At 56.1% G+C, this 18748-nt stretch carries 19 protein-coding genes and 1 pseudogene; 9 read left to right on the top strand and 11 right to left on the bottom strand.

The features are described 5' to 3' along the window. On the top strand, nucleotides 1–437 hold a 437-nt coding region (locus DHN12_RS24850), incomplete at its 5' end, for an integrase core domain-containing protein (protein WP_234416658.1). Between the two features lie 111 nt (nucleotides 438–548). Here the strand turns inward: DHN12_RS24850 and DHN12_RS15580 are convergent. Then, nucleotides 549–1264: pseudogene (locus DHN12_RS15580) on the bottom strand (IS5 family transposase). A gap of 406 nt (nucleotides 1265–1670) precedes the next feature. Between DHN12_RS15580 and DHN12_RS15575 the strand changes: the two are divergent. Next, nucleotides 1671–2300 (top strand): XRE family transcriptional regulator, encoded by a 630-nt coding sequence (locus tag DHN12_RS15575; RefSeq protein WP_108861051.1) that lies wholly within the window; start codon nucleotides 1671–1673, stop codon nucleotides 2298–2300. Here the strand turns inward: DHN12_RS15575 and DHN12_RS15570 are convergent. Genes DHN12_RS15570 through DHN12_RS15550 form a run of 5 tightly spaced genes read right to left on the bottom strand, consistent with a single transcriptional unit; the run spans nucleotide 2278 to nucleotide 6637 of the window. Continuing rightward, entirely contained in the window at nucleotides 2278–2775 is a 498-nt protein-coding gene (locus DHN12_RS15570) for an N-acetyltransferase (protein ID WP_108861034.1), read from the bottom strand. The genes DHN12_RS15575 and DHN12_RS15570 overlap by 23 nt on opposite strands. Nucleotides 2776–2799: 24 nt before the next feature. After that, a complete protein-coding gene (locus DHN12_RS15565; RefSeq protein WP_108861033.1) occupies nucleotides 2800–3867 on the bottom strand; it encodes a DUF3445 domain-containing protein in 1068 nt (355 codons plus the stop codon). A gap of 13 nt (nucleotides 3868–3880) precedes the next feature. Beyond that, a complete protein-coding gene (locus DHN12_RS15560) occupies nucleotides 3881–4843 on the bottom strand; it encodes a PDR/VanB family oxidoreductase (protein WP_108861032.1) in 963 nt (320 codons plus the stop codon). After that, nucleotides 4840–5436, bottom strand: coding sequence for a dimethylamine monooxygenase subunit DmmA family protein (locus DHN12_RS15555; RefSeq protein ID WP_108861031.1), 597 nt, complete (start codon nucleotides 5434–5436; stop codon nucleotides 4840–4842). Before DHN12_RS15555 ends, DHN12_RS15560 begins: the two co-directional genes overlap by 4 nt. Nucleotides 5437–5491: 55 nt before the next feature. Further along, a complete protein-coding gene (locus DHN12_RS15550) occupies nucleotides 5492–6637 on the bottom strand; it encodes an aminomethyltransferase family protein (RefSeq protein WP_108861030.1) in 1146 nt (381 codons plus the stop codon). Between the two features lie 340 nt (nucleotides 6638–6977). Here DHN12_RS15550 and DHN12_RS15545 point away from each other — a divergent pair, with 340 nt between their 5' ends. The 6 genes from DHN12_RS15545 to glnT all read left to right on the top strand — a co-directional run bounded on the left by DHN12_RS15545 (nucleotide 6978) and on the right by glnT (nucleotide 13101). Continuing rightward, complete coding sequence (locus tag DHN12_RS15545) at nucleotides 6978–8354, top strand: ammonium transporter (protein WP_108861029.1); 1377 nt, start codon at nucleotides 6978–6980, stop codon at nucleotides 8352–8354. An 11-nt stretch (nucleotides 8355–8365) separates the two neighbouring features. Next, the gene (locus DHN12_RS15540) at nucleotides 8366–8581 is read left to right on the top strand and encodes a hypothetical protein (RefSeq protein ID WP_108861028.1); all 216 of its coding nucleotides are present in this window, start codon (nucleotides 8366–8368) and stop codon (nucleotides 8579–8581) included. A 147-nt stretch (nucleotides 8582–8728) separates the two neighbouring features. Then, nucleotides 8729–9658 carry a glutamine amidotransferase family protein gene (locus tag DHN12_RS15535; protein ID WP_108861027.1) on the top strand — a complete coding sequence of 310 codons (930 nt, stop codon included), beginning with the start codon at nucleotides 8729–8731 and terminating at the stop codon, nucleotides 9656–9658. A gap of 1 nt (nucleotide 9659) precedes the next feature. Further along, nucleotides 9660–10343: a GXGXG domain-containing protein gene (locus DHN12_RS15530; RefSeq protein ID WP_108861026.1), complete on the top strand. Its 684-nt coding sequence runs from the start codon at nucleotides 9660–9662 to the stop codon at nucleotides 10341–10343. Between the two features lie 20 nt (nucleotides 10344–10363). Continuing rightward, entirely contained in the window at nucleotides 10364–11692 is a 1329-nt protein-coding gene (locus DHN12_RS15525; protein ID WP_108861050.1) for an FMN-binding glutamate synthase family protein, read from the top strand. A gap of 80 nt (nucleotides 11693–11772) precedes the next feature. Then, on the top strand, nucleotides 11773–13101 hold the full coding sequence (glnT, locus tag DHN12_RS15520; RefSeq protein WP_108861025.1) for a type III glutamate--ammonia ligase: 1329 nt from the start codon (nucleotides 11773–11775) through the stop codon (nucleotides 13099–13101). Nucleotides 13102–13499: 398 nt separating this feature from the next. On the opposite strand, the gene DHN12_RS15515 is transcribed toward glnT, so the two are convergent. Beyond that, complete coding sequence (locus DHN12_RS15515; RefSeq protein WP_108861024.1) at nucleotides 13500–13919, bottom strand: group II truncated hemoglobin; 420 nt, start codon at nucleotides 13917–13919, stop codon at nucleotides 13500–13502. Between the two features lie 64 nt (nucleotides 13920–13983). Between DHN12_RS15515 and DHN12_RS15510 the strand changes: the two genes are divergently transcribed. Then, nucleotides 13984–14886, top strand: a complete 903-nt coding sequence (locus DHN12_RS15510; RefSeq protein WP_234416657.1) for a DMT family transporter — start codon at nucleotides 13984–13986, stop codon at nucleotides 14884–14886. Between the two features lie 31 nt (nucleotides 14887–14917). On the opposite strand, the gene folD is transcribed toward DHN12_RS15510, so the two are convergent. The 4 genes from folD to DHN12_RS15490 all read right to left on the bottom strand — a co-directional run bounded on the left by folD (nucleotide 14918) and on the right by DHN12_RS15490 (nucleotide 18641). Beyond that, nucleotides 14918–15808: a bifunctional methylenetetrahydrofolate dehydrogenase/methenyltetrahydrofolate cyclohydrolase FolD gene (gene folD, locus DHN12_RS15505; protein ID WP_108861023.1), complete on the bottom strand. Its 891-nt coding sequence runs from the start codon at nucleotides 15806–15808 to the stop codon at nucleotides 14918–14920. A gap of 52 nt (nucleotides 15809–15860) precedes the next feature. Beyond that, nucleotides 15861–16166, bottom strand: coding sequence for a chorismate mutase (locus DHN12_RS15500; protein ID WP_058272292.1), 306 nt, complete (start codon nucleotides 16164–16166; stop codon nucleotides 15861–15863). 57 nt (nucleotides 16167–16223) lie between these two features. Next, entirely contained in the window at nucleotides 16224–17900 is a 1677-nt protein-coding gene (locus tag DHN12_RS15495) for a formate--tetrahydrofolate ligase (protein ID WP_108861022.1), read from the bottom strand. Nucleotides 17901–18065: 165 nt separating this feature from the next. Continuing rightward, nucleotides 18066–18641 carry an MOSC domain-containing protein gene (locus tag DHN12_RS15490; RefSeq protein WP_108861021.1) on the bottom strand — a complete coding sequence of 192 codons (576 nt, stop codon included), beginning with the start codon at nucleotides 18639–18641 and terminating at the stop codon, nucleotides 18066–18068. Nucleotides 18642–18748 lie beyond the last annotated feature (107 nt).

Raw genomic sequence — 18748 nt, 5'->3', positions numbered from 1 at the left:
ACAACGGCATCCAGTTCGCAGAGCAACCCCGGAACCGGAACACTATCTATTCCAGGCCGATGCGGTTCGACATGATCTGCGAGGTCAACGGGGTTGAACATCGTCTGACAAAGCCGAACCACCCATGGACCAACGGTCAGGTCGAACGCATGAACCGCACCATCAAGGACGCAACCGTCAAGCGGTATCACTACGAAAACCACGACCAGCTTCGCCCGCACTTGGCCGACTTCCTCGATGCCTACAACTACGCCCGTCGTTTGAAGGCACTAAGCGATCTCACGCCATGCGAATACATCTGCAAAACCTGGACTTCAGGACCAGATCGATTCATCGTCAATCCAATCCACCAGATGCCGGGACTTAACGCCTTAGCAACCATGCTGGATTCACAAGATGAATCCCCTAGGCCGATTTATGCAACAAAGCCGCGTTGAGCAATTTGCCCCAAAGCTGATCATTCGCTAAAAACACAAAAGAAATCCTCATTGTGCCAAAATAAGTTCACCATCGATCTTTGAAAAGCTTTTCAAGCCTATGGTCAGGATTCAAAACCAGTAAATGACAGATGCCGCGAGTGCGATGGCTGAAAGAAAAACTTTGGGACAGAGGTCATATCGGGTCGCCGCGTGACTCCAGTCTTTGAGCCTGCCGAACATGATCACAATGCGGTTTCGCCGCTAGTATCTGTGCTTGTCGTATTTGATCGGTGTCTTGCGCTACATACGGTCGTGGATGCAGGCGCATATCCCTTTGTCTTTCAACGCCACTCTGAACCAGTTGGCGTCATAGCCGCGACCCCTTAGACTTCAATCCACGTTTGGCAGGCTGCCAAGCAGAGCCCGAGCACCTTTGTGCTCATTGACCTGCCAGGCAGTCACCAAGAGGTTCAAAGGCCGCCCTTTGCTGGCACAGATGGCGTGCAGTTTGGTATTCATACAACCTTTAGTTCGACCGATCAGGCGGCCATGCCCCCTTTTTGACGCCCCAACTGGACGCCGTGCGGTGGGTTTCTAGAGAGGCCGCCATTATCATAGCCGTCCTCTTTTCGCCGTGCTCGGCGGCTAAACCGGCCATCATTCGTGCGAAGATGTCTTTCTCGCTCCACCGGCTATGAAGAGTCTTGTGCGGGTCATGGGCTTCAGGCACGTCTCGCCAACGCAACCGATTGCGGTTGATGAAGATAATCCCATTCAAGACCCACCAATCATCGACCCGAGGTTGGCCGTGGAAATTCGGACAAAAAAGGGGCTAGCTTGGTCATCTGTTCGTCAGTCGGCCAGTAAAGGTCGCTCTTGTCACCGTTGCGTTTTTTGGACCGGGGATCCAACAAATTAGTTTCAACCTCCTGCCGGGCATTGTCCCTGGAGCTGACTTTTCCGCTTTTAGTCACAAGCGATCGGCAAAATGCCTCTTGCCCTGGCGATCTCGTTTGCGGCACGCAAAGGTTCGATCAAAGATGCCAGGCTCGCTATCGGAAAGCCGGCAAAAAGTGGAATTCTGATCTCTGGCCTTTTTTTCTGACAGCATGATTATTTTACTATCAGGAAAACTTTGATGCTATGATGCTCCGAATGGATTGGGTTTTCCGCTGCTCCTGCTTGCAGAACCGGTTTGGACAAGTGTAGCAAGACATTGAAAGAGTGAAATTGAAAAAACGCGATAAAGAAATGGCGGCAAATCTGACTCAGGACCCACATTCCGTTCGTTCGGGTAACAGAGAAAAAGTTCTTGAAGTTGCCATCGGCCGCGAGGTTCGCGCCTTTCGCAAGCAGCAGGAAATAACCGTCGCGGAGCTTGCACAGCTAACCGGATTGTCGATCGGCATGCTGTCCAAGATCGAAAATGGAAATACGTCACCGTCCTTGACGACCTTGCAGTCATTGGCGGATGCACTGTCGGTTCCTTTGACAAGTTTTTTCAGACAGTTCGAAGAACGCCGGGAGGCGGTTCATACAAAAGCAGGTGAAGGTGTCGAGTTGGAGCGTGAAGGAACACGCGCCAACCATCAATATAATCTTTTGGGGCACATAGGCGCCAACGGATCAGGCGTAATCGTGGAACCCTATCTGATCACCTTGACTGCTAAATCCGATGTGTTTCCAACATTCCAACATGGTGGCATCGAGACGATTTACATGCTGGAAGGTGAAGTGGATTACCGCCATGGAGACCAGATTTACGCCCTGAAACCAGGTGACACCCTGTTCTTTGATGCGGATTCACCCCATGGCCCGGAACGGTTGGTTAATCTGCCGGCCCGCTACATATCGGTGATCAGCTATCCACAGACAAACTGATCGGCTTGCGCAATTGGAAATCCGTGGGTCTGTTATAGCCTTCATGGCTGCCCGTATTCACGATCGTGAACCCAAGCCTTGAAAAAACGCGATGGTTTTCAGTAAGTTCCACGCGCGTTTCCAGTTCCAGCGCAGGCAGACCAAGCTCAGTTGCACGGCTTGCAGCATGATCCACCAATGTGCGGCAGATACCTTGCCCCCGCAATCCTTCCTGAACTGCAAGCTTCCCCAAGTACAGGCAGTTGGGTTTGGGCGTCAGAAACATACATGCGAACAGCGGTCGACCAATGGCCCAGATTTCACCACCATCCTGACAATGCTCCCGCATCCCTTCCACCGTCAGTCTATGGATAGAAGACGGCGGGTCGATCCGGGCATCCATGAATTGAAATGACGCACGAAGCAGCGCAAGCGCGTCATACAAAGCAAAGTCATCGCTTGGAATAAGCCAAGGCGTGATGTCCGGATCAGTCATTTGAGCAAGGGCACTTCACAATGCTCACTTCGACAAAGGCGGTTCCGTTTCCAAGTCCGGCCAAATCCCTGGCGAAGTGGGTAACCCGTCGTCGAACTGGCTGAGATAGTCCAGCATCATCGGACGGTTGTCAATGAACCCCTTATACGTTGCCAGCTCTTCAGGCAGGTCCCGAATAACCCGGTGCAGACGGCGACCCCATTTGGGAACAGTCATCAGATCCTGAAAACTGCACAGATAGCAGCGGATCGGGAACACCAGCGCATTGGAGCGCGGCAGACGGAAGAACGTCTGCAACTCGACCCGCAGATGCTGCTTGTGGGCGATGTTTTCGGGCGTCAACGTGGTCTTTTGAATGCCCCATTTGTGATAGTTTTCCGGACTTGTATCCAGCAAAGGATTCACCGTCATGGTCCAGTTGAGACGCCGCACAGGGGCGCCCTGTTGGATATTCAGCAAGAACTTCAGCGCGCGCTGGAAAATACCCATTTCATGGGCCTTCGGAACCGGCGCATGCCATTCGAAAAAGTTCATGCCGATGTCGAAATCCAGACTCCAATCGGCTTGCGTCGTCACCATACCAGCATCCATCCACAGCATCTCATCACGCTGATCCAGCACAGCGAAATCGCCCTGAGCCTGTCGCGTGATGTATTCCATCGGCCCATAAGGCAGCGTGGTTTCATCCATGAAGGTAAAGCTGTGATCGATGCCCATTGGCTTGTTGATCCAGCGCCACTGATTGCCGTTGCGATGCAACTCGAACAGATCAGGATAGTCTTCGGACTTACTGACCATGATCAGTTCCAGCAAGTCCCAACCAGCCAATGTCATATGCGGCAACGACTGACAACGCAGCGGGTCCTGATCCAGAACCATTGCGCGGTCTTTCATTTCCGAGACATAATGCTCGTCCACATCGAACCGCATCTCATAGACTGATCCCTCTGGCCCGCCGCGATGTTGTTCCATGTTGACCGAGTACATGTAGCTGTCTTCGTGAAATGGGAACGGAAAACGTTTGATCGCCCAGTCCGAGTTGTGGAACGTATAGTCGTCGCGGAAGGACTCGTCGTTGAATTGAATGGTCATGGTGGGCCTCCTCTCAGCGGTCCAGCACGAGGGACTTGCCCTCGAAACGCGATACGCAGGGCATGATTTTCTTGCCCGATGCCTTTTCTTCGTCGGTCAGCCAGTGATCGCGGTGCACAAAGTTGCCGTCGTGGTCTAGGACCACGGTTTCGCACTGACCGCAGGCTCCGCCACGACACAGATAGGGCGCATCCACGCCTTCGCGCTCGATAGCTTCCAGCAGGCTTTCGTTCTCGCCGACATGAACGACTTTGTCTGACGCGGCCAGACGCACTTCGAACGGTTTGCCGGGCTGTGGGGCCAGAAACTCTTCGTAATGCACGCAATCATCGGGCCAGCCTTCAGCAGCGGCCGTGTTGCGTACCCAGTCGATCATGCCCTTGGGGCCGCAGACATAGACATGTGTGCCCAAAGGTTGCCCGCTCAGCAGGTTCTTCAGATCAATCTGCTGGTTCTGGTCGTCGTAGTACAGATGCGTCTCATTGGGATGCCGGTCGGTCAGTTGATCCGCATAAGACGCCAGCGCGTGATTGCGGCAGGCATAGTGCAGCTCCCAATGTTCGTGCAGCAATTCAAGTTGTTTGATCTGCGCCAGAAACGGGGTGATCCCGATGCCACCGGCCAGAAACAGGTGCTTGCGGGCGCGTAAATCGAGCGAGAACAGGTTGACCGGATAGCTGATGGTCATCTCGTCGCCCAGCTTGACCTGGCGGTGCATGAATAGTGACCCCCCCCTGCCCTCATCATCACGCCGAACCGAAATGGTGTAGGATGACTGATCAAACGGGTCCGACATCAGCGAATAGGGATTAAGCCGCGTGATGCCACCATCCTGCATTTCGACAACCGTATGAGCCCCGCCCGAAAAGGTCGGCAACTGACCTCCGTCGATACGTTCGAACCGGAACCGCGTCACCAACTCGTTCAAGGGAGTGATTTCGGTCACTTTGGCTTGGATTTTCTCGGCACCACTCATTCGTAGATCCCCTTCGGCTCGGGCACGTTGCCATGGTCTTCGGCATCGACACGGACGCCCTGATAGGCGGCAAGACGGCGGGAATAATGATCGCGCACGAACAGGTTCAGCCCGCAATGCGCGCAGACAAAGGGGTCAACCTCAACATCTTCGGTGATGCCTTTGCAATGCACACATTGCATTCGGCGCGCAACCGATCCGCGATGTTCGGTCTGAATTGCCGTGTGCGGCAGGCCTACGGCCATCACCTCGTTCATGGCCTGACCCATCATGCCTTCAGAGCCGGTCAGGTAGACCTGCAACCCCATATGCGCGTCTTCCAAAACGCGGCGAATGCGCTGCAGCGAGGCTTCATAGGATGGACCTTCGTAGAATTGCGCAGGCTTCAGTGCCTGCAGTCGCTCAACGTAATCCGTTCCCTTGGGAATGTAGATCAGATGGGTTTTGGCCATCAGGTCGGGTGTTGCGATGGCAAGAACGGCTTCGACCCCTTCGGCCTCAGCGATCATGAGATGGTGTTCGCCCGGGCGGACCTCTAGCGTGCCCCAGACTGGGCGGCTTGCGATTGACTTGGGAAATTCGAACTTTGACATTGTGCCCTCAAATAGGAAAAGGGCGCCACGGTGTGTCCGTTGCGCCCCCTGAAACTCAGCCCTTTGCGGTTCGGATAGATTTGTCCTGATCGTAGAACGGCATCTCTTCTGCAGTCACCGCTATTTCTGTCCCATCACCGTTGCGCACTGTCAGCTTGGTGCCGGGTGAGGCACAGGCGACCGGCATTCGCGCGATACCTACGTTGTGCCCGTTGATTTCGGAATACATGCCAAAGGTGACAACCCCGACCTTTTCGCCGTTTTGCAGCAGGTCCGCACCCTCATCCGCAGGGGTCGTGCCGCCAAGCTTGACGCCGTAGATCTTGAACCGTTCTTTGCCTTGCGCGGCATAGTGGTTCTCGGCCCCAATAAATCCGGTTTTACCGGGTGAGACTGTAAATTCCAGGCCCAGTTCCCAAAGCGTATCACCGCATGTTTCATCGTCGAAGGGATAGGTTTCCGAGTTGTCACCGGGGTAAAACAGCAGATAGCTCTCGGTGCGCAGCAGATCGAGGGTCGAGAACTGTACCGGGACGATCCCCATATCCTTGCCTTCCGCCAAAATGTTGTCCCACAGGTGTACTGCGTGCTTGGCCTGACAGAAAATTTCGTATCCGCGCTCACCAGTATAGCCCGTCCGCGAAATCATCACGGGGCAGCCATAGAGTTTGGTTTGCATGATGCCGAAATAGGCCAGATCCCGAATTCCGGGAATGTGGTTGGCCAGGAAATCAACGGCCACCGGTCCCTGCAGCGACATGTCGTGCATGTCGTCGTCAAAAATGACCGAGCAGTTCTTTCCAGCCGCAACCGACGTCAGCTGCTCCATGCCCGTGCCGGTGCCGTGCACCACAAGCCATGTGTTCACCGACAAGCGATAGATGATGCAATCGTCAACGAATTTACCTTCGGCATTCAGAATCGAGGCATAGGTCGAACGACCCGGCATGATCTTTTCCACGTTCCGCGTGGTGACCCGATCAATGACATAAGCGGCATCTTCGCCGACCACGTGAACCTTTTTCAGTCCGGAAACATCCATGAGGCCCGCCTTGGTGCGGATTGCCTCATAATCAGCTTTGGCGCGCTCCGGGCTGTGGTCATAGAACCATGCGGTTCCCATGCCGTTCCAGTCCTCAAGTTCGCCGCCGATCTCGGCATGGCGCTGCGCAAGGGCGGACGTCCTCCAAAGAATGGCCATGGTTCAGCTCTCCCGTTGATTGCTTTTTGTTGCCCATATTGAGGCCGATGTCAGATTGAAAATCAACACCTCTGTGCAGATTATTTTCCTGTTGGGAATATTTGCCTTCAAATTCTGAACCCTTAGACGGGGGCTTAGAGTTAAAGAAAACCCCTTATTTTCATGAAGAAAAGCCAGTTTCCGACCCTTCAAATTGAGTATGCGACACCACCGTTAAAGATGTTTGCCCCACATATCTATTGACAGGTGCCCCACGAGATTGTCCCCTGAGTAGATAAAATTTCCCAGCAGGAAAACTCCACAGAGAGACCTCCTGCTGCAACAACAGGGAGACTACGAAGTGGATGGCAATCTAAATGCTCTCACGACGATCTTTACCGAGTTCTACTACTGGGTAACGGTCGTTTTCATGTTCCTCATCCATGTGGGTTTTTGCATGTACGAAGTCGGCGCCAGCCGTGCCCGTAACCATATGCACACATTGATGAAAAACATCATGATCATCCCACTGGTGACGGTCACGTTCTTCTTCTTTGGATGGTGGATCTACTGGGCTTTTCCGAACTTTCCGTTCTGGGGCGGTCTGGACGCAGAAGCGGGCGCAGCGAATCTGCCTTGGGCCGACACGATGGCAACCAATGTTAGTGACAGAATCACCGGCGTTTTCTGGGCAGCATTCCTGCTGTTCTCTTGGACGGCAGCCTCGATCGTTTCGGGTTCCGTGATCGAACGGATCAGGTCTTCGGCGCTCTGGGTACATGCGGTCATGATCGGATCGGTCTGGTGGATCATCGACGCTGCATGGGGCTGGCACTACGGTGGCTGGATGGTTCGAATTCTCGGCTACCATGATGCATACGCTTCCGGTGTAATTCACGCAATTGCAGGTGGTTACGCATTGGGTGTAATCATGGTTCTTGGCCCGCGCCTAGGCAAGTTCGCCAAGGACGGGACACCACGGGACATTCCTCCGCACAATCCGTGGCTGCTGACGATCGGCATCTTCCTGATCTACACTGGCTTCTGGGGCTTCTATGCCGCGTGCAACGTGCCTGTGATTTCACCTGAAGGGATCGATGGGCAGATCACTGGCGTAACCTGGACAGCTACCAATATCTATCTGGCTCCGACGACCCTGTCGGCGATCACCTTCAACTTCCTGATGTCGCTGTCCGGCGGTCTGATGGCGGCTTATGTGATCTCGAAAGGTGATGCGTTCTGGACCTTCTCAGGCGGGCTTGCCGGAATTATCACTGCCTCGGCCGGAAACGATTTGTATCATCCGATTCAGGCAATGATCATTGCCGCGATCGGCGTCGTGATCGTGTACAAGCTGCACTACTGGGTTGAACGCCGGTTCAAGCTGGATGATGCGGTGGGCGCCGTTGCTGTGCACGGTTATGCCGGGGTTGTTGGCCTGGTGATTTCAGGCTTTGTCCTCTGGGGTGTGCCATCTTCGCCGTACGAAGGATACGCAACAATCAACCCGATCGGTCAAATCACCGGCGCGGTCATCATGTTCTTTGTTCTTGGCTTCCTACCCGGCTGGGCTCTGGCCAAGATGCAAGCGGCCGCAGGTGTGCTTCGCATCCCGGAAGAGGTTGAACTTCAGGGCCTCGATTACGCCGAGCACCACGCCTACGAAGATGCCAAGACAGCGATCATTGAAGCTGACAAACAGGAATTGGCTGCCCGTGCTGGCGCGGCAGCGAAGTAAAGGAGAAAGACATGTCTACGAATGGATACACAAGCTGGGCTGTCGATCTTGCCGAGGTCGGTCCGATCTACCCCTTCCAAGGTTACGAAGTTCTGATGGTCATCATTGGTGTGGTCTTCTGGATTGGCTGGCATCGCATCCAGTTCGTCCGGGAAGGTGAACACCTTGAGAAGGCCCGCCACACTGGCGACGAAGAGAAGGTGAAGGCACAACTGGAACGATACTGATCCAGCTTTAAGAACTGGCAATGGGCGTGAAATCAGAGATCGCGCCCATTGCCTCTTAGGAAAAAAACTTTCCTACTATTATTGATGTCCCCCAGTTTTGTTGATACCGTCGAATCATAGTGAAACACACAAGGAGATCTGCCAGCCATGTGCGGAATTGTTGGATTATTCCTCAAAGACCAGTCTCTTGCGCCCCAACTGGGTAACATGCTGACGGACATGCTGATTACGATGACAGACCGCGGCCCCGATAGTGCCGGTATCGCGATCTATGGCGCAGAGTCGGCAGGCAAAACCAAGATTACAGTCCAGTCGCCCAACCCCGATGCTGACTTTGTCGGCCTGGCTGATGAACTGGGTGAAAAGCTGGGCGCAACGGTTGGTCAGACAAACAACGACACACACACCGTTCTTGAAATTCCCGCCGGTCAGTTTGAAGCCGCACGCGCTGCGCTGGCCGACATCCGCCCGTCGGTTCGGATCATGAGCCGCGGCGAAAGCCTCGAAATCTACAAGGAAGTTGGCCTGCCTAAAGATGTTGCAGACCGATTTAACCTCAACGGTATGAGCGGCACCCATGGCATTGGGCATACGCGTATGGCGACCGAATCCGCCGTGACGACAATGGGCGCACATCCGTTCAACACCGGCCCCGATCAGTGTCTGGTCCACAATGGATCGCTGTCCAACCACAACTCGTTGCGCCGCAAACTGCGCCGCGAAGGTGTGGTTATCCAGACCGAGAACGACACCGAAGTGGGTGCAGCATATCTAACCTGGAAAATGATGAACGGCGCAACACTGGGTGAAGCTCTGGAAACCAGCATCGATGATCTGGACGGCTTTTTTACCTTTGTTGTTGGCACCAAAGACGGGTTTGGCGTCGTACGAGACCCAATTGCCTGTAAGCCTGCGGTGATGGCCGAAACAGACCAATATGTGGCCTTTGGTAGCGAATACCGTGCTTTGGTAAACCTGCCGGGCATTGAAGACGCCCGGGTTTGGGAACCTGAACCTTCCACCGTATATTTCTGGTCGCACAACGACAGCCCTACAACCCACGAAAAGGCCGCCTGATATGCAGACCTATGATCTAGAGGCAGACGGGCTGCGCGGATTGAACTCATCCCTGCAGGCGCAAAACGCCGAGACCAATCAAACCCGCTGGGAAATTGTGAACCCTAAAGGCAGCCACGCAATCGCCGTCGGTCTGGACGCGCCGATTGAGGTGACGGTCAAAGGCTCGACCGGGTATTATTGTGCCGGGATGAACCAGCAGGCAACCATCAAGGTTGAAGGCTCTGTTGGTCCGGGCGTGGCCGAAAACATGATGTCCGGTCAGGTCATCGTCGATGGTGACGCCAGCCAATACGCCGGAGCGACAGGCCATGGCGGATTACTGGTGATCAAAGGTAATGCCAGCTCGCGCTGTGGCATCTCAATGAAAGGGATCGATATCGTCGTTCATGGCAACATCGGCCACATGTCCGCCTTCATGGCACAGGACGGCAATCTGGTAGTCTGCGGGGACGCAGGGGATGCGCTGGGGGATTCACTCTACGAAGCCCGGCTGTTCGTGCGTGGTTCGGTCAAGAGCCTCGGCGCGGATTGCATCGAGAAGGATATGCGTCCCGAGCATCTGGATATCCTGAGGGATCTGCTGGCCCGCGCGGGCAGCGACGCCAAACCGGAAGAGTTCAAACGCTATGGTTCGGCTCGTCAGCTTTATAATTTCGACGTTGATAACGCCGCCGCTTACTGAGGAAGAAGGGTATGAAAGATATGGACGATCAGATCCCCCGCACCCTGCCGATCCAGTCGGCGACATTTTCCAACCCGATCAATGCCGAGATCCGTCGCGCCGCTGCGACCGGCATCTATGACATTCGAGGTGGGGGGGCCAAACGGAAAGTACCTCATTTCGACGATCTGCTGTTTCTGGGTGCGTCGGTATCGCGCTATCCGTTGGAGGGTTATCGCGAACGTTGCGATACCTCAGTAACGTTGGGCACACGCTTTGCCAAAAAGCCGATCGAGCTGGATATCCCGATCACCATTGCGGGTATGAGCTTTGGCGCATTGTCCGGTCCGGCGAAAGAGGCTCTGGGCCGCGGCGCATCCGCAGCGGGCACGTCAACCACCACCGGTGACGGTGGCATGACACCAGAGGAACGCGGCCATTCAACCAAGCTGGTCTATCAGTATTTGCCTTCGCGTTACGGCATGAACCCGAACGATCTGCGCAAGGCTGATGCAATTGAGATTGTGGTTGGCCAAGGTGCCAAGCCCGGCGGCGGTGGTATGCTGCTGGGTCAGAAGATTAGCGACCGCGTGGCCGAGATGCGAACCCTGCCCAAGGGTATCGACCAGCGCTCGGCCTGTCGACATCCCGACTGGACTGGCCCGGACGATCTTGAGATCAAGATCCTCGAACTGCGCGAGATCACTGACTGGCAAGTGCCGATCTATGTCAAAGTTGGCGCGACACGCCCCTACTACGACACTGCTTTGGCCGTGAAAGCTGGAGCCGACGTTGTTGTCATGGATGGAATGCAGGGCGGCACCGCTGCCACGCAGGACGTTTTCATCGAACATGTCGGTCTGCCGACGCTGTCCTGTATCCGCCCCGCCGTGCAAGCGCTGCAGGATCTGGGTGTGCATCGTGAGGTGCAGCTGGTTATCTCGGGCGGTATCCGCACCGGGGCCGATGTGGCCAAGGCTTTGGCGCTGGGTGCAGATGCGGTTGCTATCGGCACCGCCGCTCTGGTTGCCCTCGGGGACAACGATCCCAAATGGGAATCCGAATACCAAAAACTGGGCACAACAACCGGTGCATATGACGATTGGCACGAAGGACAGGACCCGGCTGGTATTACCACGCAGGACCCCGAACTGGCCGCACGTCTGGATCCGGTCGATGCGGGCCGCAGGCTGCGTAACTACCTGAAAGTTATGACGCTTGAGGCGCAGACCATTGCGCGCGCCTGTGGTCACAATCACCTGCACAACCTCGAGCCCGAGGACTTGTGTGCCCTGACAATGGAGGCCGCCGCAATGGCGCGGGTGCCGCTGGCGGGAACCAGTTGGTACCCCGGTAAGGAAGGGTTCTGAATAGATGCTGCGCGGCTCCCTGATGGGGGCCGCGTTTTTGCTTTGAAAAACTAAAATTCAACAGGGAAAGGAAAGCAATCGTGACGATAGATCTCGCAGCTTTCGCAAAAGAAAAAGGCGTCAAATACTTCATGATCTCGTTCACCGATCTGTTCGGTGGACAGCGGGCTAAACTGGTGCCTGCACAGGCGATTGCTGACATGCAGGAAGATGGCGCTGGCTTCGCAGGGTTCGCCACATGGCTCGACATGACACCGGCGCATCCGGACATGCTCGCGGTACCGGATCCGTCCTCGGTCATTCAACTGCCGTGGAAGCCCGAAGTGGCTTGGGTCGCCGGGAATTGCGTGATGGAAGACAAGGATGTCGCGCAGGCCCCGCGCAACGTTTTGCGCCGGTTGATTGACGAAGCTGCAAGCGAAGGCATGCATGTCAAAACTGGTATCGAGGCTGAGTTCTTTTTGCTGACCCCGGACGGCGAGCAAATCAGCGACCCATTCGATACAGCAGAAAAGCCCTGTTATGACCAACAAGCCGTAATGCGCCGCTATGATGTGGTACGCGAGATCTGCGATTACATGCTGGAACTGGGCTGGGGCCCCTACCAGAACGACCACGAGGACGCCAATGGCCAGTTCGAGATGAACTGGGAATTTGATGATGCGCTGCGCACCGCAGACAAGCATTCGTTCTTCAAGTTCATGACCAAATCCGTGGCCGAAAAGCACGGGCTGCGGGCGACCTTCATGCCGAAACCGGTTGAAGGCCTGACCGGCAATGGCTGCCACGCCCACATCTCGGTCTGGGATGCGCCGGGCGATGCGGCCAAGACCAACGTCTTTGCAGGTGAAGGCGACGGCCCCACCGGAGAGGTTGGCCTGGGAGAGCGCGGCAAGCACTTCCTTGGCGGCATCATGAAACACGCCTCGGCGCTGGCGGCAATTACCAACCCCACTGTGAACAGCTACAAACGTATCAACGCGCCGCGGACAATGTCGGGCGCAACATGGGCGCCCAATACAGTGACCTGGACAGGTAACAACCGGACGCACATGGTTCGCGTTCCCGGGCCCGGCCGGTTTGAGTTGCGTCTGCCCGATGGGGCAACCAACCCCTATCTGCTACAAGCGGTGATCATCGCCGCTGGTCTGTCCGGTATCCGGTCCAAAGCTGACCCGGGCAAACGTTGGGACATCGATATGTATGCAGAAGGCCACAAGGTGCGCGGTGCGCCGAAACTACCGTTGAACATGCTTGATGCCCTGCGCGAATACGACAAGGACAAGGAACTGAAGGCCATGATGGGTGCCGAGTTCTCATCCGCGTTTCTGAAAATGAAACATCAGGAATGGAACTCTTTCGTCTCTCACTTCTCGCGCTGGGAAAAAGACAACACTTTGGACATCTAAGCCGGGTTGCAGGGTTGCATCTCTGGGCCGCTGCAAAAGCTGCGGCCCCGTTTTTTGAGGTCCCAAGAGGCTCGTCAGGAACGCTTTCATGTTTCAGCATGCGCAAGGCGGGTCCCAGCTTATTTTGCAACCACATCACCAAGCATCAAGACGACCCGCAGATCGTACATTTCTGCAAAGAGTAATCTATTCCGCAACTAGACGAATTTGACCTTTTGCGCGTGATGCGCAGCCCGTTGGACGTTTGGGAGTTTAAGGCCAACCCTTTGCAAAAAATCGAAAAGAAAACCATCAGAATGTGGGTGCATGTTCTCGACCGACCGTATTTTGGAAATAGTCATTGGCATCAGCTTTAATTGGAACCGCAGAACACGTAACGTGATTTCCGCAAAGCGTCTTTACGTATACCCAGCATCTGCTTCCAACCGCCAATCTGGAACGTCATTGACCAGCATAAGCGCAGCCCTACGAAGCGTCGCGCGCATCTTTTCCACAACCGGACCGGTCAATTCGCAATCCGCCAATGCGGCATCGAAAGTATCCAGCCAAAGCTCTGCGTCGGCCTTCCGGATGGGAATATGCGCATGGATTTCGCGCAGGTCCATATGGCCGAAACGTTCTCGATAGTAGGCGCGTCCGCCGAGAAACCCGCTGAGAAATTCAAATTGAGCTTGTCTGGTGTGGTTTAGCCCATGTCCCCGAAAATGCAGCCTGTGCAACGAATGCGCTGCCGGATCCGTTTCCATCCGGTCATAGAAACGCTCGACCAGAGCGCGCAGTTGGGTCTCACCACCAAGTTGCTCTATCGCAGATTCCATGTGCTGCCTTTCTGTATCTCCGGCATCTGAAATATTGCATAGCAGGAAAATAAGTTTATCAACAGTGACATACTCATACTCAGAAGCGGAACCAGGTGAAATCAGTGATGGTGATGACGGAATGAACGCTCTGGTGCTTGGCCTTTTGGCGGCACTTTGCTGGGGGGTACACGATCTGGCAGTGCGCTATATCAGCCAGTCAGTCAGCGTGATTGCTTCGCTCATGGCTGTGCTGGTTTCGGGTGCGGTACTGCAACTTGGTCTGGTTGCGATGATGGGTGAAGTCGACCCAATTCCTAGCACGGCATTGATCAGCGCTGTTGCTGCAGGGGGGTGTTATCTGTTGGCGGGCGTCTGCATGTACGCCGCTTTTCAGCGCGGCCCCGTCCGGCTGGTTGCTCCGATTGTTGCAAGCTATCCGGTGTTGTCTGTCTCACTGGCCATCTGGCGCGGTGCAACGATCAGCCCGTTGCACTGGCTTGCCGTTATCGCGATTGGTGTCGGCGTTTCTGTTGTGGCTGCCCAATCTGAACGCGACGCAACCGAATACCCAGCAGCTGGCCCGACGGTGGTGCTATCGATACTTGCAGCAATCGGGTTCGCCGCCACCTTTGCGCTAGGACAATATGCAACCGAGCAAAATGACGAATACTCAGTCTCTCTGGTTATTCGGCTGACGGCAGTTTTTGCCCTAGGCATGATCGCCATGGCATCCCGCAGATCAATCTGGCCCAGGCGGCGGGCACTGCCTCTTCTCTGTGTCATGGGTGTTCTGGATGCTGTTGCCATCCTTTGCGTGATCGCGGCCGGCGGGTTGCCGAATGCGCAATTTGCCTCGGTGACAGCGTCCGTCTTTGGGCTGCTGACGGTTGTGTTGGCTTGGGCTATTTTGCGTGAAAAGATGTTGCCACGCCAATGGCTTGGATGTTTGGTTGCGTTTGCGGGCATAGGCTATCTGGCGCTCTGAGGCGACCATTCCGAAAGCTATTTTAAACAGGTCAGGCTGTGAGGCCTTCTGGTTCTGGCAGTTTGTTTGCGCGGCAGCAGGCGGTGAGTGTGTTGGCCAGCAGGCAGGCGATGGTCATGGGACCTACGCCGCCGGGGACCGGGGTGATGGCGCCGGCGCGTGTTGCGGCGCTGGCGTAGTCGACGTCGCCGACCAGCTTGTTCTTGCCGTCGCGTTCAATGCGGTTGATGCCCACGTCGATGACGGTGGCGCCTTCCTTGATCCAGTCGCCCGGCACCATTTCTGGGCGGCCAACGGCGGCCACGACGATGTCGGCGCGGCGGACCACGTCGGGCAGATCCTTGGTGCGGCTGTGCGCGATGGTCACGGTGCAGCTGTCGCCCAGCAGCAGCTGCGCCATCGGCTTGCCCACGATGTTCGAGCGTCCGATCACAACCGCATCCATGCCCGACAATGAGCCATGGTGGTCGCGCAGCATCATCAGACAGCCCAACGGGGTGCAGGGCACCATCGATTTCTGGCCGGTGCCCAACAGGCCCACGTTGGAGATATGGAACCCGTCCACATCCTTGGCCGGGTCGATCGAATTGATCACCAGATCCTCGTTCAGATGCTTGGGCAGCGGCAATTGAACCAGAATGCCATGCACAGCCGGATCGTTGTTCAGCTTTTCGACCAGCGCCAGCAGGTCCTCTTCCGAGGTATCGACATCCAGCTTATGCTCGTACGAGTTCATGCCGACCTCGACGGTCATCTTGCCCTTGGAGCGGACATAGACCTGGCTGGCCGGGTCTTCGCCGACCAGAACCACGGCCAGGCCGGGGGTGATGCCGTTTTCCTCTTTCAGCTTTGCAACCTGATCGGCCACTTGCGCACGGACCTTGGCCGCAAAGGCCTTGCCGTCGATAACCTGCGCTACCATCCTTTGATCCCTTCTTTCAAAAACGGATCGGGCGCGTGAAGCGCCCGGTCATTCAGTCCGGGCCGAGAACACGTTCCTCACGTGCAATCGACCAGTCAATCAACATGCGCCACAGTCTTTCGGCCAAATCCGGATCCATTCCCAGCTCGGCCGAGCTTGCGCGCACGCGGTGCACCACGTCTTCGACACGGTCCGGAATACGGGCAGGCAGGCCCTCGCCCGGCTTCAGCTCGGACGCGCGGTCAATGTAGCCTGCGCGCGCCACCAACATTTCGATCAGTTGGCGGTCCAGCTTGTCGATCTGAACCCGCAGATCCTGCATCGTTGCACAGTCTTGCGGCGGTGTCAGAGTGGGCATCGCGATCTCCTCATGGCCCGGGAAAACCCCGGACCACGAGATGTCCTATTCGGCGGCTTAGAACAAGCCCTCGATCTCACCTGCGTCATTGAGGCAGATGGTTTCCGCAGCCGGTTTGCGTGGCAGACCGGGCATGGTCATGATCTCACCGCAGACAACCACGATAAAGCCGGCCCCCGCGCTCAGGCGTACCTCACGCACCGGAACCGAATGACCGGTGGGCGCGCCGCGCAAGGTCGGATCGGTCGAGAACGAATACTGCGTCTTGGCCATGCAGACCGGCAGATTGCCGTATCCGGCCTCTTCCCATTCACGCAGCTGGTTGCGGATCTTGTTGTCGGCCAGAACCTCGTCGGCGCGGTAGATGCGCTTGGCGATGGTTTCGATCTTCTCGAACAGCGGCATGTCATCGGGGTAGATCGGTGCGAAGTTGGCACTGCCGCCTTCGACGATCTCGACAACCTTCTCGGCCAGCGGCGCAGAGCCTTCCGAGCCCAGTTCCCAGTGACGCGACAGAACCGCCTCAACCCCATGCTCGGCGCAATAATCGCTGACCGCCTGCACTTCTGCATCGGTGTCGGTGACGAAGTGGTTGATGGCAACTACAACCGGCACGCCAAAGGATTTCACGTTCTCGATGTGACGGCCTAGGTTGGCACAGCCTGAGTTGACCGCGTCGACGTTTTCCGCACCCAGATCGACCTTGGCAACGCCGCCGTTCATCTTCATCGCACGCACGGTGGCAACCAGCACCACTGCAGACGGCGCGATGCCCGCCTTACGGCACTTGATGTTCATGAACTTCTCAGCGCCCAGATCGGCCCCAAAGCCAGCCTCAGTCACAACGTAGTCAGCCACTTTCAAAGCAGTCTTGGTGGCAATGACCGAGTTACAGCCGTGCGCGATATTGGCGAACGGGCCACCGTGGACGAATGCCGGGTTGTTTTCCAGCGTCTGCACCAGGTTCGGCTGCATCGCGTCTTTCAACAGCACGGTCATTGCGCCTTCGGCCTTGATGTCGCGGCAGTAAACAGCGGTCTTGTCGCGGCGGTAGGCCACGATGATGTCACCCAGACGCTTTTCCAGATCCTTCAGGTCGTTGGACAGGCACAGGATCGCCATGACCTCGGACGCCACGGTGATGTCAAAGCCGGTTTCGCGCGGGAAGCCGTTCGACACACCACCCAGGGACGCCGTGATCTGACGCAGGGCACGGTCATTCATATCGACCACGCGACGCCATGCGACGCGGCGTACATCGATCTCGGCTTCATTGCCCCAGTAGATGTGGTTGTCGATCATCGCCGACAGCAGCGAATGCGCCGAGGTGATCGCGTGGAAATCCCCGGTAAAGTGCAGGTTCATTTCCTCCATCGGCACAACCTGCGCGTAACCGCCCCCTGCAGCGCCGCCCTTCATGCCGAAGTTCGGGCCCAGCGAGGCTTCGCGAATGCAGATCATCGCATTCTTGCCAATGCGGTTCAGACCATCACCCAGACCAACGGTTGTGGTCGTCTTACCCTCACCCGCAGGCGTCGGGTTGATCGCGGTGACCAGCACCAGCTTGCCGTCTTCTCGACCCTGAACCGAGTTGATGAACTCCTGGCTCACCTTCGCCTTATCATGGCCATAGGGCAGCAGATCAGCAGAATCGATGCCAATCTTAGCGCCGATTTCCTGAATAGGCTTCTTCTGCGCCTCGCGCGCAATTTCAATGTCCGATTTATAGCTCATTGGGCAAAACCCCCGGTTGAATTCCCTGCAAACCGGCGCAGCTGGGCCGGTGCTGGTCAATCCATACCGTTGTGTACAATCCCGATGGATAGAGATTCCGACATATTCAAGCCATGAAACGGCGTAGCGTCATTTCACCGGTTTCAAATCGAAAACGCTTGACGCTTAGGGCGCCCACGCCCGCTGATCCGGAACGAACAGGCTCATCTGGTCCCCCAACCGCAGTTGTCCGGGTCGTTCCACCCACGCGGTCACACCCCTTCGGCCCTGTGCTGCGGACTTGAAGGACGCCCCGTACCCGGGTTGATCGGCTTCGATCTCACGCCCGGGAATGACGCAGGGGCGGTTTTCCATATCCACGGTTATCGTGACACCGTCGCGGCCCTGCAAACGCGAGGATGGCGGAAGATGTGTAAAGTCCGGAATGCCGCGCAACAAGATGCTGACGCCCAGAAACGACGGGTCCAACCGATCCAGCCCCATCTCGTTGGCGGTGGAATCCATTTCCTCGGCGGACAGAACAGACAATTGGCGCACGTTGCGGATTTCAGTGCCTTGCGGATACAGATTCTTGACCCTGACACATGAGGCCCGGTTGAGACCCTCGTGCCGTTCGCCTTTGTCCCCTGAGAAATCCAGATCCAAAACATCGACCGCTTTGGCCCGGATTGAACCACCCGCGGGCACATGACCCAGCCAAGCAACTTCATCCGTGAATTCTGTTTCTCGCAATACCGGCATTTGAAATCCCCTTAGGCTGCGGGCCGTCAAAATCGTACTAAAAGTCAGACCGGGCCAAATGAAAAGCTGAAAAGAAAAGACCCGGGACTTGGCCCGGGTCTGATTTC

The organism is Ruegeria sp. Alg231-54 (assembly GCF_900143525.1).
Classification (GTDB): Bacteria; Pseudomonadota; Alphaproteobacteria; order Rhodobacterales; family Rhodobacteraceae; genus Ruegeria.
The sequence above is the reverse complement of the archived record's forward strand: the minus strand, read 5'-3'. Positions and strand labels throughout refer to the sequence as shown.

Bases quoted from the DNA above. Each gene is read 5' to 3' on its own strand.
- folD (WP_108861023.1), bottom strand. From the start codon at position 15,808: ATGGTAGCGCAGGTTATCGACGGCAAGGCCTTTGCGGCCAAGGTCCGT.
- DHN12_RS15530 (WP_108861026.1), top strand. From the start codon at position 9,660: ATGCAGACCTATGATCTAGAGGCAGACGGGCTGCGCGGATTGAACTCA.
- DHN12_RS15525 (WP_108861050.1), top strand. From the start codon at position 10,364: ATGGACGATCAGATCCCCCGCACCCTGCCGATCCAGTCGGCGACATTT.
- DHN12_RS15500 (WP_058272292.1), bottom strand. From the start codon at position 16,166: ATGCCCACTCTGACACCGCCGCAAGACTGTGCAACGATGCAGGATCTG.
- DHN12_RS15565 (WP_108861033.1), bottom strand. From the start codon at position 3,867: ATGACCATTCAATTCAACGACGAGTCCTTCCGCGACGACTATACGTTC.
- DHN12_RS15570 (WP_108861034.1), bottom strand. From the start codon at position 2,775: ATGACTGATCCGGACATCACGCCTTGGCTTATTCCAAGCGATGACTTT.
- DHN12_RS15495 (WP_108861022.1), bottom strand. From the start codon at position 17,900: ATGAGCTATAAATCGGACATTGAAATTGCGCGCGAGGCGCAGAAGAAG.
- DHN12_RS15490 (WP_108861021.1), bottom strand. From the start codon at position 18,641: ATGCCGGTATTGCGAGAAACAGAATTCACGGATGAAGTTGCTTGGCTG.
- DHN12_RS15575 (WP_108861051.1), top strand. From the start codon at position 1,671: ATGGCGGCAAATCTGACTCAGGACCCACATTCCGTTCGTTCGGGTAAC.
- DHN12_RS15550 (WP_108861030.1), bottom strand. From the start codon at position 6,637: ATGGCCATTCTTTGGAGGACGTCCGCCCTTGCGCAGCGCCATGCCGAG.
- DHN12_RS15515 (WP_108861024.1), bottom strand. From the start codon at position 13,919: ATGGAATCTGCGATAGAGCAACTTGGTGGTGAGACCCAACTGCGCGCT.
- DHN12_RS15535 (WP_108861027.1), top strand. From the start codon at position 8,729: ATGTGCGGAATTGTTGGATTATTCCTCAAAGACCAGTCTCTTGCGCCC.
- DHN12_RS15540 (WP_108861028.1), top strand. From the start codon at position 8,366: ATGTCTACGAATGGATACACAAGCTGGGCTGTCGATCTTGCCGAGGTC.
- DHN12_RS15555 (WP_108861031.1), bottom strand. From the start codon at position 5,436: ATGTCAAAGTTCGAATTTCCCAAGTCAATCGCAAGCCGCCCAGTCTGG.
- DHN12_RS15560 (WP_108861032.1), bottom strand. From the start codon at position 4,843: ATGAGTGGTGCCGAGAAAATCCAAGCCAAAGTGACCGAAATCACTCCC.